Source organism: Stenotrophomonas sp. YAU14A_MKIMI4_1, from assembly GCF_003086855.1.
Taxonomy (GTDB): domain Bacteria; phylum Pseudomonadota; class Gammaproteobacteria; order Xanthomonadales; family Xanthomonadaceae; genus Stenotrophomonas.
In genome coordinates, this window is the sequence record NZ_CP025998.1 from 1,474,926 (window position 1) to 1,489,947 (window position 15,022).

The following is a 15,022-nucleotide window of genomic DNA, read 5'->3' on the forward strand; positions in this document are numbered from 1 at the left end:
CGCGCTCAATCCTCGGGGTGTGTCTGTATGTAACACTGTCGGGCAGAGTGCGTAACCACAGGTATCCGGCCCCGCCGTGGATACAGTGCTACGCAATGGCCAGGATGCGGTTCAGCTCCCGACACGGGAAAATCGCCACATGGAGACCGAAACCCCGATGCATCGACTGCTGATCGTCGACGACGACAACGACATCCGCACCCTGCTGGCCGAACAGCTGGGCAAGGCCGGCTATCTGGTCAGCACCGCCGCCGACGGCACCAGCATGCGCCAGCTGCTGGACCGCGAGCACGTGGACCTGATCGTGCTGGACCTGAACCTGCCGCGCGAAGACGGGCTGACCCTGTGCCGCGACCTGCGCGCACGGTCGAACACGCCGGTGATCATGCTGACCGCGCGTGCCGAGCCGATCGACCGCGTGCTGGGCCTGGAAATGGGCGCCGACGATTATCTGGCCAAGCCGTTTGAACCGCGCGAGCTGCTGGCCCGCATCCGCAACGTGCTGCGCCGGACCGAAGCGTTGCCGGCCAACCTGGAGCCGCTGGCGGTGCGCCGCGCGCGATTCTCGCGCTGGGTGTTCGACCTGGAACACCGCCACCTGGTGGACCCCGACGGCCGCGTGGTGGTGCTGTCCGGCGCCGAATTCCGCCTGCTGCGTGTGTTCATCGCCCATGCCAACAAGGTGCTGTCGCGCGAACAGCTGGTGGCGCTGAGCAGTGGCCGCAACTATGAAGCGCAGGACCGTGCGATCGACCTGCAGGTCAGCCGCCTGCGCAACAAGCTGGCCGATGATGGCGGCCCCGATGGTCTGATCAAGACCGTGCGCAACGAAGGCTACGTGCTGGCCTCGTCGGTGCAGATGGAATAACCCCGATGCAGCGCCTGCGCCATTTCCTGTCCTCAATGGTGGGACGGCTGTTCGTGATCCTGCTGCTGGGCATGGCGGTGGCCGCGATCGGTGCGACCATGCTGGCCTCTTCGAAGCGCCAGCAGGAATTCGAGCGGCAGAACCTGAACCGCGTGGCCGATCGCCTGCAGGGCTACGTAAACATGCTCGACGGCAACCCGGAGCTGCGCGAGCGCCTGCTGGAGACCGGCGGGCCGAGCGTGCGTTCGTTGCCGCCGGATGCGCGCCTGGGGCGGCAGGACACCGCGTTGATGCAGGTGCTCGATGACCGCGCCGGACCGGTGGCGCGCGCGCATGTGCACTTCACCTCGTTCCGTTCCTGCATTCCCCGCCTGCAGGAATTCCTGCCGCCACCGCCGCCGCCGAATGGCCATCGGCGTCCGCCGCGCGAGCGCGATCCGTCCTTCATTCCGCCCAAGTGCCGGGCGGTGGATGTGACGCTGAGCGACGGCACCCTGCTGAAGCTGGCGCTGGATTCGCCGGCCGTGGCGCACAACGGCATCCTGGCGGTCGATCCGTTGTTCCTGACCCTGCTGGTGCTGGCCATCGGCGTGCTGGCCTATATCGTGGCGCGCATGTCCAGCAAGCCGCTGCAGGAACTGGCGTCGGCTGCCGAAGAACTGGGCGACGATCTGCAGCGTGCACCGCTGCCGCTGCGCGGCCCGCGCGAGGTGCAGCGCGCCGCTGAGGCCTTCAACGCCATGCAGCAACGCCTGCAGCGGCACCTGGCCGAGCGCACGCAGATGCTGGCGGCGATCACCCACGACCTGCAGACGCCGCTGACCCGGCTGCGCCTGCGCCTGGAAAACGTGGGCGACGAAGCCCTGCGCGAACGCCTGATCGGCGACCTGGCCGCCATGCAGGCGCTGGTGCGCGAAGGCCTGGAACTGGCGCGCAGTGCCGAGAGTTCCGAGCAGCGCGCCGCCCTGGACCTGGATTCGCTGCTGGAAAGCATTGTTGAAGACACCGCCGAGGGCGGTGCCGACGTGGCCTTCCAGGGCCGCAGCGGGGCGGTGCTGATGCTGCGCCCGCTGGCCATGCACCGGTTGTTCTCCAACCTGGTGGACAACGCGGTGATGTACGCGCAGCGGGTGCGGGTAAGGGTGGAACGCGATCATGAGGGCATCACCGTGGTGGTGGCCGACGATGGCCCCGGCCTGGCCGACGAGCAGCTGGAAGCGGTGTTCGACCCGTTCGTGCGGGTGGAGACGTCGCGTTCGCGCGAAACCGGCGGCGCCGGGCTGGGCCTGACCATCGCCCGTGCCCTGGCCGAAAAGGATGGCGGCCGCCTGTGGCTGCGCAACCGGCCGGCCGGCGGCCTGGAGGCCGTGGTGCACTGGCCGGCCAGCACCCAGGCGCGCCCGTAGATCCACGCCATGCGTGGATGACATTGCGCCCGGGGTCAGAGCCGTTTTCCGCAGGAAAAACGGATCTGACCCCATGCTCCCATCCCAGGCGCCGGGGCTGCGGTGACGCCGAAGGGGGTGTTTGCCCTATCATTCGCGTCAACTTCCCAGCGCTTGACCGATGACCCAGCCCGTTCGTGCCGGCGTGCGGCCCCGTGCCGCCCAGCTGACCCCGTTGCTGCCCGTTGCCCGCCCGGGTAACCGCACCTGGCCCTTGCCCCTGCGGTAATGGGCGGAAAGGGGGCTGGCAGGCGCCTGGCGGGGCGCCACCCGGGAACCTGGATCGCACCGCTGCTGCGGTGGGCGCTGCTGTGCCTGTTGCTGGCCCTGGCGCCGCCACTGGCCGCGGCCCAGGAGGGCGCGCCGCCGCTGCGCGATTACGCCATCGACGTGTGGACCTCGCGCAACGGGCTGCCGCACAACTCGCTGCGCGACATCGCGCAGACCCCGGAAGGGCACCTGTGGTTCGCCACCTGGGAAGGGCTGGTGCGCTACAACGGGCTGGATTTCACCGTCTTCGACCGCAGCACCCGACCGGGGCTGCCGGACAATGGCATCGGCGCGCTCTACGTCGATCGGCAGGGCGGCCTGTGGATCAGCGATTCGCGCGGCAACGTCAGCTACCGCTCCAGCGATGGCCGCTGGCGGGTCTGGGAACACGGGCCGAACAGCCCGCAGGTGCTGATCCAGGCCATGCAGATGGACAGCCAGGGCCGCCTGTGGCTGCTGTACGAAGGCAAGGGCCTGGGCTACCTGACCCCCGACGGCGGCATGGTGTTCGAGACCCCGCCGCCGGGCCTGCCGGTGGCGATGAGCTTCACCAAGCTGGTGGTGGACGCCCAGGACCGGGTGTGGATCGGCACGCTGGACGGCCTGCTGCTGCGCGACACAGACGGCGACATGAAGCGCGCGCCGCCGGGCTGGGGCGTGGGCAGTGGCCTGTCCTGGCCGTACCGGGCGCCCGATGGCGCGCTGTGGATCGTGGCCGGTGAGCGCCTGTACCGGGTGGAAGATGACCGCCTGGTGCTGGTGCACCGCCTGCCCGGACAGCTGCACATGACCGCCATGCTGCAGGACCGCCACGGCGATATCTGGCTGGGCACCGAGAACCAGGGGCTGCTGCGCATTTCCGCGCACGGCATGGAGCGCCTGCCGGCCGGCCTGAACCTGCCGGGCGGGCGCGTGGTCAGCCTGCGCGAGGATGCCGAAGGCAGCATCTGGGTGGGCGCCAATGGCGGCCTGTACCGGCTGCGCGAAACCTTGTTCAGCAGCTACACCGAGCGCGATGGCCTGAGCGGCGATTACGTGCGCACGGTGTTCGAGGACCGCGACCGCCGCCTGTGGGTGGGCAGTGCCAGTGGCCTGGACGTGCAGACCGATGATGGGCACTTCCGTGCCATGCCGCTGCACAACCGCGGCGGCAAGGCGCCGTCGGTGCTGAGTCTGGCGCAGGGGCCCGACGGCGACCTGTGGGTGGGAACCTTTGGCGACGGCGTGTACCGGCTGGATGCGCAGGGCCAGCTGCGGCACAACTACGATGCGGCCGACGGCATGCCCGGCGGCAACATCCGCGCGATCAGCGTGGGCGCCGACGGCGTGGTGTGGGCCGGCACGCAGAAGGGCGTGGTCTCCATCGACGGCAGCCAGGTGCAGGTGTCACGCGTGCCGGGCATGCCCAGCGGCCTGATCACGGCGCTGGAGCACGACCACCAGGGCAACCTGTGGATCGGCACGATCGAAGGCATCCATGTACTGCGCGGCGGCAAGGTGCAGCGCATCGACCTGACCGCGCTGGGCGGCGGCCGCAGTGTGTTCGGCTTCCGCCAGATCGGCGAGGCCATGTGGATCAGCAGCGACCGCGGCCTGTACCGCTGGCAGGGCGGGCGCCTGTCGCGCGTGGGGCTGGAACAGGGCATGCCGGTGGATACGGTGTTCCAGCTGGTGCCCGACCGCCTGGGCAATGTCTGGGTAAGCAGCAACCGCGGCGTGCTGCGGACCGACATGGCCACCCTCAACGCGGTGGCCGATGGGCGCGCACCGCGGGTGTCGGTGGAGCGTTACAACGAGATCGATGGCATGGCCAACGCGCAGGCCAATGGTAGTTCCGGTCCGTCGGCGATCCTGCGCCAGGACGGCACCTTCTGGGTGGTGACCGCCGGCGGCCTGAGCACGGTCGACCCGCAACGCCTGCAGCGCTTCCGCGAGCGCCCGGCGCCGCCTGCCGCCATCGAAAGCGTGCAGGTGGATGGCGTGCCGGTGCACTGGGAAGGCACCGACCACAATTCCATTCCGGGCGGGCGCCGGCTGGCGGTCAGCTTCGTTGGCCTGAGCTACCTGATGTCCGACCGCATCCGCTACCGCACGCGGCTGGAAGGGCTGGACCATGGCTGGGTGGAACGCGGTGCCCAGCGCAGCGTGGAATTCATCGGCCTGCCGCCGGGCGATTACACCCTGCATGTATCGGCCGCGCATCCCGGCGGCGCCTGGGGCCAGCAGGAAGCGGTCTGGAGCTTCAGCGTGCAGCCGTTCTGGTGGCAGCGGCACAGCGTGCAGGCACTGATCGCGCTGCTGCTGATCGCCGGGCTGGTGGCCCTGTACCGGTTCCTGCTGCAGCGTTACCGCACCAGCAACCTGCGCCTGGCCCAGCGCGTGGATGAGGCTACCTTCGACCTGCAGGCGCAGACCGTGCACCTGCAGGCGCTGAACCAGGAAAAGACCGAGCTGGCCGAGCGCCTGGCGCGGCAGGCCGAAGCATTCGAACGGCAGGCGCGCGAAGATGCGCTGACCGGCCTGGCCAACCGCCGTGGTTTCGATGAAACGCTCGCGCGTGACTTCGCCCGTGCCCAGCGCAGCGGCCACCCGATGTGCCTGGTGGTGCTGGACATCGACCACTTCAAGGACGTGAACGACACCTACAGCCACAGCATCGGTGATGCCGTGCTGGTGGAAGTGGCGCAGTTGATCGCCGCGGCCAGCCGCGATTCCGACCTGCCGGCGCGTACCGGTGGCGAAGAGTTCGCGCTGCTGCTCAACGACACCCGGCTGGAAGAAGCCGCGCAGCTGTGCGCGCGCCTGCGCGGCCTGTTCCACGACCATGCCGACTGGGCAGGCGTGCCCGCGCTGCGGGTGACCTTCAGTGCCGGCCTGGTGGAACTGGCGGCGGACGACCGCACGCCGGCCCTGCTGTACCAGCGCGCCGACCGCGCGCTGTACCGCGCCAAGAGCGACGGCCGCGACCGCACCAGCATCGGTTGATGCCCATCCACAGCCCGGTGGGCGGTGGGTGCGGACCGTTGGTCCGCACGACCGATGCATTCATCCACGCATGGCGTGGATCTACTGCACTTTGTTTTTCTGATGTTTCCGTGGCGGGCACAGGAAACTGTCCGTGGCCGGGCGGGTGGGCTGCGCAGGGGCGTGAGCCGCATGGATGCGGCGACCGAGCTTACAGGGACGTACTTGCAGCGTCCCCTGCGCAGTCCACCCGCCCGGCCCAGCCCAAGCGCTGCCGCGCGCGCCGCGAGGGGCGCCGCCGTTGGCTGTTTATCGCGGCCAGGCGTTGGCGATGGTGCAGAACAGCCGTGCGGTCTGTTCGGTGTCGTACACCGCGCTGTGCGCTTCGTTGGCATCCCAGCCCAGCCCGGCGGCATTGGCCGCGCGTGCCAGCACGGTCTGACCGTAGGCGATGCCGGCCAGGGTAACGGTGTCGAACACGCTGAAGGGATGGAACGGGTTGCGCTTGTGGCCGGTGCGGGCCACCGCGGCGTTGACGAAGCCGAGGTCGAAATGCGCGTTGTGGCCCACCAGGATCGCGCGCTGGCAACCGTACTTCTTCATCGCTGCGCGCACCGGGGTGAAGATGTGGTCCAGCGCGGCCTTTTCTTCCTTGGCCAGGCGGAACGGGTGGTCCAGGATGATGCCGGTCACTTCCAGCGACTTCGGATCGATCTCCAGGCCTTCGGCGGGAACCACGTGCGCGCTGGCGGTCTGGCCGGGGTAGAGCAGGCCGTTCTCGTCCATCTCGATCGGCACCGCGGCGATTTCCAGCAGCGCATTGCGCTGGCTGTCGAAGCCGCCGGTTTCCACGTCCACCACCACCGGCAGGAAGCCGCGGAAGCGTTGCGACATCGCGCGCTGCGCCGGCGGTGCTACGGAAACGGGGGCGGCGTCAGGTGCGGGGGTGGGGTCATTCATGCGCGGATTCTAGCAGAGCGACCCTGAGCGCCCGGCCACGCAGTGCGTGACCGGCGCGCTGCAGACAGGTCAGCGACGTGCCAGCACGACGTCGGCGATGACGCCGGTGGCCACGGCAATCAGCACGTAGCGGCCGTCCACCTTGCGCCATTCCTGGCCGCGGGCCGGGGCACGCAGGCCATGGTGGCGGTAATCGCGCACGTATTCACCGCGATGGTCGTGGGCGAGCTTGTGGCCGCGACGCGGCGGATCGCGACGGTCGTCGTGGTGATCCTTGTGGCCATGGTGGTCGTCGCGGCCACCGGCGCCGTAGGGGGCGGCCATGGCGGGCGAGATGGCGGTGGCCAGCAGGGTCAGCGAAAGGGTGGCGGCAATCAGGCGCTTCATGGGGCAACTCCGGGGGAAGGACGTGGTGGTCGAGGCCACGGATCCAGCATCGGATTTTTTTCATGAATAGGCGATTAAATCGGCCGTTTCTGCGGTTTCGGTGCGTATCGGCGTGTAACGTGTGCGACCTGGCCGACCCGGATTCCGGTAGGTGCCAACCTTGGTTGGCACACCGCGTGCCAACCAAGGTTGGCACCTACCGATCTGCAGCGCTCCAGCGTGCCATCCACGCATCCAGGCTCAACCGTCCCGCACCGCTGAACAGCAGCGGCAGCAGCATGGCCATGAACAGCACCGGCAGTTTGAAGTTGCCAAAGCCCTGGTCGCTGATCGCATAGCCCATGGCCAGGTCTGCCAGGGAATTCCAGTGCATTGGCCAGTGCACGGCGTAGGTGGCAACCGCGGTCAGCACCAGCAGGCTGGCCGCGGCGAAGCGGGTGCCAAGGCCGAAAAGCAGGCAGGCCGCGCCGACCAGTTCAAACCAGGTCGCCAGCTGCCAGTTCACGCTGGCCGGCAGCTGGTCGAACGGAAACGGGAAGGCCTGCTGCAGCTCGGCGAACCAGTTCTGGCCCTGCAGCTTCTCGCGGCCGGATTCGAAATACTCCCAGGCCAGCAGCAGGCGCAGGCCCAGCGGGGCCAACCACGGGCCGCAGCGGTCCAGCTGGCCGCGCAGGGCAGCCAGGGGCGAGGTTTTCATCGGGGAATCTCCTTGGGCGGGTCAGGCCACGGTGGGCAACGGGCCGATCACGCCGGCCTGCAGGAACTGCTGCAGCAGGTGGGTGCCAGGTTCGATCAATGCACCGGCGTCGAGCTGGTGCAGGCCGGCCAGCTGCTGCAGGTGCTGCTGGCCGGTCGCGCCTGGCGCCTCGGCGATCCGCATCAGCAGGTGCGCGGCCAACGGACTGAGCTGGGCAAAGCGCACCACGCCGTCGGCATCGCGGCGGACCAGCAGCCCGGTAGGTTCGGCGGGCACTTCGGCAGGGGCATCATCGCTACCCAGCCGGTGCACCGGCCAGGCGTACAGCAGCGGCCAGGCCAGCGCCGAACAGCGCAGCGGCACCTGCATCGGGTCAATGCCGCTGGCCGGAGGCAGCGGGTCGGCTGCGCGCTGGTAAAGCTCGGTTTCCACCCATTCGTAGTGCGCCAGCTCGGCCAGCGCGGGATGGGGCAGCTGCGGCTGTGCCTGCAGCCATTGCACGAACTCGGCCGCCACCGCGGTGAACAGCGGCGTGCGCGCGTGATGGTGGGCGAAGTAGTGCCGGACCAGGTCGGCCCAGGCCGGTTCGCCGAGCAGGCGCACGCAGACCGGGAAGCCATTGCCGAGCAGGCCCAGCAGGTTGTTGAACAGCAGCCGCTGGTACACCGCCACCCGTCGCGGATCCAGGTCGGCGGGCGCGGGCACGTGCTGCGGGTCGCGCAGGTGCGCGGTGAACGCGTGCTGCTGCCCGCGCAGGGTGGTTGGAGCGTCAGCCACGGGCAGCTCCCGCATGGCTGGCCTGCAGGCGGCGGATGGTGTGCAGTTCGCCCTGCAGTTCGGCATAGGGCGGGAAGTTGAAGTCGCGCTCGAGCAGGGTGGGGCGCGGGCCGAAGCGGGCATAGCTGCGTTCCAGCAGCGCCCACACCGGGTCGATCACCGCGCTGCCGTGGGTATCGATCTTCAGGTCCGGGGCCTCGTCCAGGTGGCCGGCCACGTGCAGGCAGACGATGCGCTGCGCCGGCAGGCCTGCGATGAACGCGTCGGCATCGTAGCCATGGTTGCAGGCATTGACGTACACGTTGTTGACGTCCAGCAGAAGGTCGCAGTCGACCTCGGCCAGCACGGCGTTGGTGAAGGCCAGCTCATCCATCGCCGGCTGCGGGGCCAGGTAATAGGACACGTTTTCCACCGCGATGCGGCGGCCCAGGATGTCCTGCACGCGGGCAATGCGGGCGGCGGTATGGCGCACGGCTTCATCGGTGAAGGGAATCGGCAGCAGGTCGTACAACTGGCCTTCGTCGCTGCAGTAGCTCAGGTGCTCGCTGTACAGCGGCACGCGGTGGCGCTCGAGAAAACGGCCGACCTGCAGCAGCAGCTGGCTGTCCAGCGCAGCACTGCCACCCAGCGACAACGACAGGCCGTGGCAGCTCAGTGGATGGCGCCGGGCCAGTTCATCCAACGCCTCGCCGGCAGGACCACCCACGTTGATCCAGTTTTCCGGCGCGCACTCCAGGAAATCGAAATCGCCGGCCGGGGCATTGCGCAGGTCCTGCAGCAGCGCCCGCCGCAGGCCCAACCCGACGGCTGCCGCGGGCAGCGGCAACCGTGGGTGGACGACGCTGGCCGCAGCGTCAGTGCTTGCCACCGCACTTGCCTTCGCCGCACTTGCCTTCGGCGGCCTTCTTGCCGGCCTCGGTCTTGGCCTTGCTGTCGGCGGCGGTACCGGCAGCGGCCTTGCCCTTGTCACCGCCGCACTTGCCTTCGGCGCTCTTGCCGTCCGCGCCGCACTTGCCCTCGGCGTGCTTGGCGGCATCGGCGGCCTTGGCGTCGGTGGCCTTGGCATCGCCGGATTTGGCCGCCTGGACGGCCACCAGATAGCCCTGGGCAAGGTCGGTCATGCTCAGGGCCGAAGCACTGGCAGTCACGCCCAGGCCTGCGGCCAGGGCAGTGGCGGTCAGCAGGGACAGGGTCTTGTTGGAACTGCTCATCGGTCGTACTCCTTGGGTGGTGGGCGGCTGCCCGGGGTGAAACGATGGTGCAGCGATCCTACTCAAGGAATCTTCGCCGAAAGCTAAAATTTTCGTGAGGAGTGGCGTGGATCCACCCGCGCGCGAGGTCGGGGTCGGATCCCTTTCCGCAGGAAAGGGTGCTGACCCCTCATCCACGCATGGCGGGGTGGGGCACGGGCCATCCACGCAAGGCGTGGTGGGGCGCGGGGCATCCACGCATGGCGTGGATCTACCGGGCGGCTGGGGCGCGGGGCATCCACGCATGGCGTGGATCTACCGGGCGGTGAGGCGCGGGGCATCCACGCATGGCGGGGTGGGGCACGGGGCATCCACGCATGGCGCGTGCGGCAGTAGATCCACGCCATGCGTGGATGGGCCGCCGGGAAACCCGCAAAAAAAAGCCGCTGTCACATCGACAGCGGCGCCTTGGACCCCACTTCAGTGTTGCACTGCGGGATCAGATTGCGTCGGTGCTGGAAGTCTCGTCGCGCTTTTCACGCGGCGGCAGCGGCTGTTCGCCATGCACCAGGAACCACACGTTCTCGGCGATGTTGGTGGCGTGGTCGCCCACGCGCTCCAGATTCTTGGCCATGAACAGCAGGTGGGTGCACGGGGTGATGTTGCGCGGGTCTTCCATCATGTAGGTCAGCAGCTCGCGGAACAGCGCGGTGTACTGCGCGTCCAGGCGGGCGTCGTCCTGGCGCAGTTCCAGCGCAGCGTCGGCATCGTTGTCGCGGTAGGCGGCGATGGCGCGGCGCACCTGCTGCGCGGCCAGGCGGCCCAGCGCACGCAGGCCCTGGATCTGCGGCAGCGGCGGCACCTTGCCCAGCGCGATGGAACGCTTGGCCACGTTGGCGGCGTAGTCGCCAATGCGCTCGATGTCGGCCGGAATGCGCAGGCCGGCCAGGATCTCGCGCAGGTCGCGGGCCATCGGGCCACGCAGGGCCAGGCGCATCACGTCGTGGCTGATCTGCTGTTCCAGTGCATCGATGGCTTCATCGTTGGCGATGATGCGATGGGCGGCGTTCTCATCGCGCTTCTCGATCACGTCCATCGACGCTTCGAGCTGGGCGACGGCCATCTCGCCCATGCGCACGATTTCGGCCACCAGGCGCTGCTGCTCTTCGTCGTAGCTCTTGACGATATGGTCGTTGGGAAGATTCATGGTCTGCAATCCGGGTAGAGCCAGGCCATGCCTGGCTGGGACATATGGCGAAGGAGCGGCGTCGATCAGCCAAAACGACCGGTGATGTAGTCCTCGGTCTGCCGCTGCGACGGCTGCGAGAAGATCACTTCGGTGCGGTCGTGTTCGATCAGGTCGCCCAGGTACATGAAGGCGGTGTAGTCGGACACACGCGCGGCCTGCTGCATGTTGTGGGTGACGATGACGATGGTGTACTCGTGCTTGAGTTCTTCCACCAGCTGTTCGATGCGGCTGGTGGAGATCGGGTCCAGCGCCGAGGTCGGTTCGTCCAGCAGCAGCACCGACGGGCGCAGGGCCACGGCACGGGCGATGCACAGACGCTGCTGCTGGCCGCCGGACAGGCCCAACGCGCTCTGGTTCAGCTTGTCCTTCACTTCGTCCCACAGCGCGCCCTGGCGCAGGGCCTGTTCCACGCGGTCGGCCATGTCGGCCTTGCTCAGCTTTTCGTGGTGGCGGATGCCGTAGGCCACGTTCTCGAAAATGGTCATCGGGAACGGCACCGGCTTCTGAAACACCATGCCGACCTTGCTGCGCAGGCGGTTCATCGGGTACTTCGGCGACAGGATGTTCTCGCCGTCCAGCAGCACTTCACCGCGCGCTTCCAGCTTCGGGTACAGCGCGTAGATGCGGTTGAAGATGCGCAGCAGGGTCGACTTGCCGCAGCCGGAAGGACCGATCAGCGCGGTCACGCGCTTTTCCGGAATTTCCAAGTTGATGCCCTTCAGGGCATGGAACTTGTCGTAGTAGAAGTCCAGTCCGCGCGCGGCAAGCTTGACCGGAGCCGGCGTGTGCAGGCTCTCGTGCGAGGACGGCACGGCGATGCGCTGCATCGGCACGGCGTTGGAAAGGTCGTTCATGGCGGTATCCACGGAAAGGTCAGTCATGGGAGATACGGTTGCGCAGCAGGATGCCGCGGGCGGCAAGGCTGACCAGCAACACGAAGACAGTCAGCACCAGGGCGCCGGCCCAGGCCAGCACCTGCCAGGATTCATACGGGCTGCCGGCGAACTGGTTCATCACCACCGGCACCGAGGCCATCGGCTGGAATACGTTGCTGTTCCAGTACTGGTTGCCGAAGGCGGTGAACAGCAGCGGCGCGGTTTCGCCGGAAATGCGGGCCAGGGCCAGCAGGATGCCGGTGATGATGCCGGCCGATGCACTGCGGTACAGCACCTGCACGATCACCTTCCACTGCGGGATGCCCAGCGACAGCGCCGCTTCACGCATCTGCGAAGGCACCAGGCGCAGCATTTCGTCAGTGGTGCGCACCACCACCGGCAGTACGATGAAGGCCAGCGACAGCGCACCTGCGAAGGCGGAGAAGCTGCCGCCGGTCTGCATCACGTACAGGGTGTAGACGAACAGGCCCAGCACGATGGACGGTGCCGACAGCAGGATGTCGTTGACGAAGCGGACCACGGTGCCGGCCTTGCGGGCGTTGCCGTACTCGGCCAGCCAGGTGCCGGCCAGCACGCCCAGCGGGGTGCCGATGCCGATCGCCAGCGCACACATCACCGCGCTGCCGAAGAAGGCATTGGCCAGGCCGCCTTCCTGCATGGGCGGCGGGGTCATCTTGGTGAACAGATCCCAGTTGATGCCGGCCAGGCCCTTGGCGGCCAGGGTGAACAGGATCCAGCCCAGGAAGAACAGGCCGAACAGCGCAGTGGCGCAGGACAGCGCGATGGCAACGACGTTGCCGACGCGGCGGCGCAGGTACAGCGAATCAGCGGTGGTGGACATCAGTTGCCCTCCTTGCGGGACAGGCGCATCAGCATCAGGCGGGCGATGGCCAGCACCACGAAGGTGACGATGAACAGGACGAAGCCGAGCAGCAGCAGCGCCGAGCGGTAGGTTTCAGTGGCTTCGCCGAAATCATTGGCGATCAGCGCGGCGATGGTGGTGCCCGGTTCCAGCAGCGACGGCGACAGGCGCACGCTGTTGCCGATCACGAAGGCCACGGCCATGGTTTCGCCCAGCGCACGGCCCAGGCCCAGGAAGATGCCACCGATCACCGCCGAGCGGGTGTAGGGCAGCACGATGTCCCAGCTCACTTCCCACTTGGTGGAACCCAGCGCATAGGCCGACTCCTTCAGGCGGGTGGGCACGGTCAGGAACACTTCGCGCATCACCGACGAGATGAAGGGAATGACCATGATCGCCAGCACGAACCCGGCGGTGAGCATGCCGATGCCCAGCGGCGGGCCCTGGAACACCGGGCCGATGATCGGCCACTCGCCCAGGGTTTCATTGAGGAACGGGGTCACGTACTCGGTCATCACCGGCACCAGCACGAACAGGCCCCACATGCCGTAGATGATCGAGGGAATGCCCGCCAGCAGTTCGATGGCGGTGCCGACCGGGCCGCGAAGCCAGCGCGGGGCGACCTCGGTGAGGAAGAAGGCGATGCCGAAGCTGACCGGTACGGCGATGACCATCGCGATGAGCGCGGTGACCAGGGTGCCGTAGATCGGGGCCAGCGCACCGAACTTGTTTTCGACCGGGTTCCAGTCGGAAGAGAAGAAGAAGCTCAGGCCCTGCATCTGCAGGGCGTGGCGACCACCCCACAGCATCGACAGCGCGGCGCAGGCCAGGGCGATCAGGACGAAGATGACGGTGCCGACCAGCACCCATCGGAACAGTTTGTCGTTGCGGGCATCACGCGTGTCACGCGTGGACGGGGCGGCTACAGGCTGGGCGATGGCATTCATGGGGACGGCAGGGCCAGGAAAGGGCGGGGCGGCACGGCGTGGTAGAGACGGTGCCCGCACGCGGCGGGCACCGTCGGGTCCATCACTTCAGCTCGGTGCCCCAGTAGGCCTCGATCTGCTTGACCAGCTCGGCCGGCAGCGGCACGTAGTGCAGCTCGTTGGCCTGGGCCTGGCCGTTCTCGAAGGCCCACTTGAAGAACGCCAGGGCGTCCTGGTTGCGCTTGGCATCCTTGGGCTGCTTCTGCATCAGCATGAAGTTGGTGGCGGTGATCGGCCACGCCTGCTCACCCGGCGCATTGGTGATGACCAGGTTGAAGTCCTTCGCGCTGGCCCAGTCGGCGCTGGCGGCAGCCGCGGCGAAGGTTTCAGCGTTCGGCTGCACCCAGGTGCCGGCTGCGTTCTGCAGGGCGGTGTAGGGCATGGCGTTCTGCAGCGCGTAGGCCAGTTCGACGTAGCCGATCGAACCCTTGATCTGCTTCACGTACGAGGCCACGCCTTCGTTGCCCTTGCCACCCACGCCGTCCGGCCACTGCACCGAGGTGCCTTCGCCGACCTTGGTCTTCCATTCCGGGCTGACCTTGGACAGGTAGTTGGAGAAGTTGAAGGTGGTGCCCGAACCATCCGAACGGTGGACCAGGGTGATCTTGCCGTCCGGCAGGGTCACGCCCGGGTTGGCGGCGGCGATGGCCGGGTCGTTCCAGGTCTTCACCTTGCCCAGGAAGATGTCGGCCAGCAGGGCGCCGGTCAGGCGCAGCTTGCCGGCTTCCAGGCCTTCGATGTTCACCACCGGCACCACGCCGCCGATGGCCGACGGGAACTGGGCCAGGCCGGCCTGGGCCAGTTCGTCGCTGGCCAGCGGCTTGTCCGACGAACCGAAGTCGACGGTACCGGCCTTGATCTGGGCGATGCCGCCACCCGAACCGATGGACTGGTAGTTGATCTTGGCGCCGGTGGCGGTGTTGTAGTCAGCCGACCACTTGGACACCAGCGGGAAGATGAACGAGGCGCCGGCACCGGATACTTCAGCGGTCACCTTGTCGCCGGCAGCGGCCGGGGCGGCGGCGCTGTCGGCGGCCGGCTGCTGCGCGGCCTGCTTGTCGCCACCGCAGGCCGACAGGCCCAGGGCGATGGCCAGGGAAAGGGCGGCGAGGCCGGCCGAGTGCAGTTTCATGGTCACTCCATAGCGGGGTAGAGCCGACACCGTCGGCGGATGCGGCTATGAAATGATGTTTTTGTTACAGCCGTATGACGTCCATGACAGAGGTGTCGGACATCACGTTCTGACGGGGCTTACACGGGGTGCGCGACCGCCGCGGGAGGGCCCGCGGCCCGCATATTGCGCGGGCGCAGCCTTCGTAGAGTCGAGCTTGCTCGACTGCCTTTCGCCTTCGTAGAGTCGAGCTTGCTCGACTGAACATCCATGCCAGTCGAGCAAGCTCGACTCTACCCACACCCGGGCCCACAAACAGAAAGGCGCCGGACCCGAAGGTCCAGCGCCCGTTGGGGCCGG

General features: G+C 67.9%; 14 protein-coding genes. 3 read left to right on the plus strand and 11 right to left on the minus strand.

What is annotated here, in order from left to right; all coding sequences use genetic code 11:
- Positions 1-139 precede the first annotated feature (139 nt).
- The 3 genes from C1931_RS06735 (at position 140) to C1931_RS06745 (ending at position 5,568) form a co-directional block, all read left to right on the plus strand.
- Positions 140-868: a response regulator gene (locus C1931_RS06735; protein ID WP_108752624.1), complete on the plus strand. Its 729-nt coding sequence runs from the start codon at positions 140-142 to the stop codon at positions 866-868.
- 5 nt (positions 869-873) lie between these two features.
- Positions 874-2,274 carry an ATP-binding protein gene (locus C1931_RS06740; protein WP_108755796.1) on the plus strand — a complete coding sequence of 467 codons (1,401 nt, stop codon included), beginning with the start codon at positions 874-876 and terminating at the stop codon, positions 2,272-2,274.
- Between the two features lie 267 nt (positions 2,275-2,541).
- Positions 2,542-5,568, plus strand: a complete 3,027-nt coding sequence (locus C1931_RS06745) for a ligand-binding sensor domain-containing diguanylate cyclase (RefSeq protein ID WP_108755797.1) — start codon at positions 2,542-2,544, stop codon at positions 5,566-5,568.
- Positions 5,569-5,856: 288 nt separating this feature from the next.
- Here C1931_RS06745 and rnt read toward each other — a convergent pair whose 3' ends face one another.
- The 11 genes from rnt to pstS all read right to left on the minus strand — a co-directional run bounded on the left by rnt (position 5,857) and on the right by pstS (position 14,683).
- Positions 5,857-6,441 (minus strand): ribonuclease T, encoded by a 585-nt coding sequence (gene rnt / locus C1931_RS06750; RefSeq protein ID WP_012510544.1) that lies wholly within the window; start codon positions 6,439-6,441, stop codon positions 5,857-5,859.
- 135 nt (positions 6,442-6,576) lie between these two features.
- Positions 6,577-6,894, minus strand: coding sequence for an RcnB family protein (locus C1931_RS06755; protein WP_108755798.1), 318 nt, complete (start codon positions 6,892-6,894; stop codon positions 6,577-6,579).
- Positions 6,895-7,090: 196 nt separating this feature from the next.
- The gene (locus C1931_RS06760; RefSeq protein WP_108755799.1) at positions 7,091-7,591 is read right to left on the minus strand and encodes a DoxX family protein; all 501 of its coding nucleotides are present in this window, start codon (positions 7,589-7,591) and stop codon (positions 7,091-7,093) included.
- 21 nt (positions 7,592-7,612) lie between these two features.
- On the minus strand, positions 7,613-8,368 hold the full coding sequence (locus tag C1931_RS06765; RefSeq protein WP_108757681.1) for a putative DNA-binding domain-containing protein: 756 nt from the start codon (positions 8,366-8,368) through the stop codon (positions 7,613-7,615).
- Entirely contained in the window at positions 8,361-9,236 is an 876-nt protein-coding gene (locus tag C1931_RS06770; protein WP_108755800.1) for a DUF692 domain-containing protein, read from the minus strand. The genes C1931_RS06765 and C1931_RS06770 overlap by 8 nt, the downstream gene beginning before the upstream one ends.
- Positions 9,223-9,579, minus strand: a complete 357-nt coding sequence (locus C1931_RS06775; protein ID WP_108755801.1) for a hypothetical protein — start codon at positions 9,577-9,579, stop codon at positions 9,223-9,225. The genes C1931_RS06770 and C1931_RS06775 overlap by 14 nt, the downstream gene beginning before the upstream one ends.
- 478 nt (positions 9,580-10,057) lie before the next feature.
- Positions 10,058-10,765, minus strand: coding sequence for a phosphate signaling complex protein PhoU (phoU, locus tag C1931_RS06780; protein WP_108752631.1), 708 nt, complete (start codon positions 10,763-10,765; stop codon positions 10,058-10,060).
- A gap of 65 nt (positions 10,766-10,830) precedes the next feature.
- On the minus strand, positions 10,831-11,661 hold the full coding sequence (gene pstB, locus C1931_RS06785; RefSeq protein ID WP_108757682.1) for a phosphate ABC transporter ATP-binding protein PstB: 831 nt from the start codon (positions 11,659-11,661) through the stop codon (positions 10,831-10,833).
- A gap of 19 nt (positions 11,662-11,680) precedes the next feature.
- On the minus strand, positions 11,681-12,544 hold the full coding sequence (gene pstA / locus C1931_RS06790; RefSeq protein WP_108755802.1) for a phosphate ABC transporter permease PstA: 864 nt from the start codon (positions 12,542-12,544) through the stop codon (positions 11,681-11,683).
- A complete protein-coding gene (pstC, locus tag C1931_RS06795) occupies positions 12,544-13,512 on the minus strand; it encodes a phosphate ABC transporter permease subunit PstC (protein WP_108749106.1) in 969 nt (322 codons plus the stop codon). The genes pstA and pstC overlap by 1 nt, the downstream gene beginning before the upstream one ends.
- An 82-nt stretch (positions 13,513-13,594) precedes the next feature.
- Positions 13,595-14,683, minus strand: coding sequence for a phosphate ABC transporter substrate-binding protein PstS (pstS, locus tag C1931_RS06800; protein ID WP_108755803.1), 1,089 nt, complete (start codon positions 14,681-14,683; stop codon positions 13,595-13,597).
- Positions 14,684-15,022 lie beyond the last annotated feature (339 nt).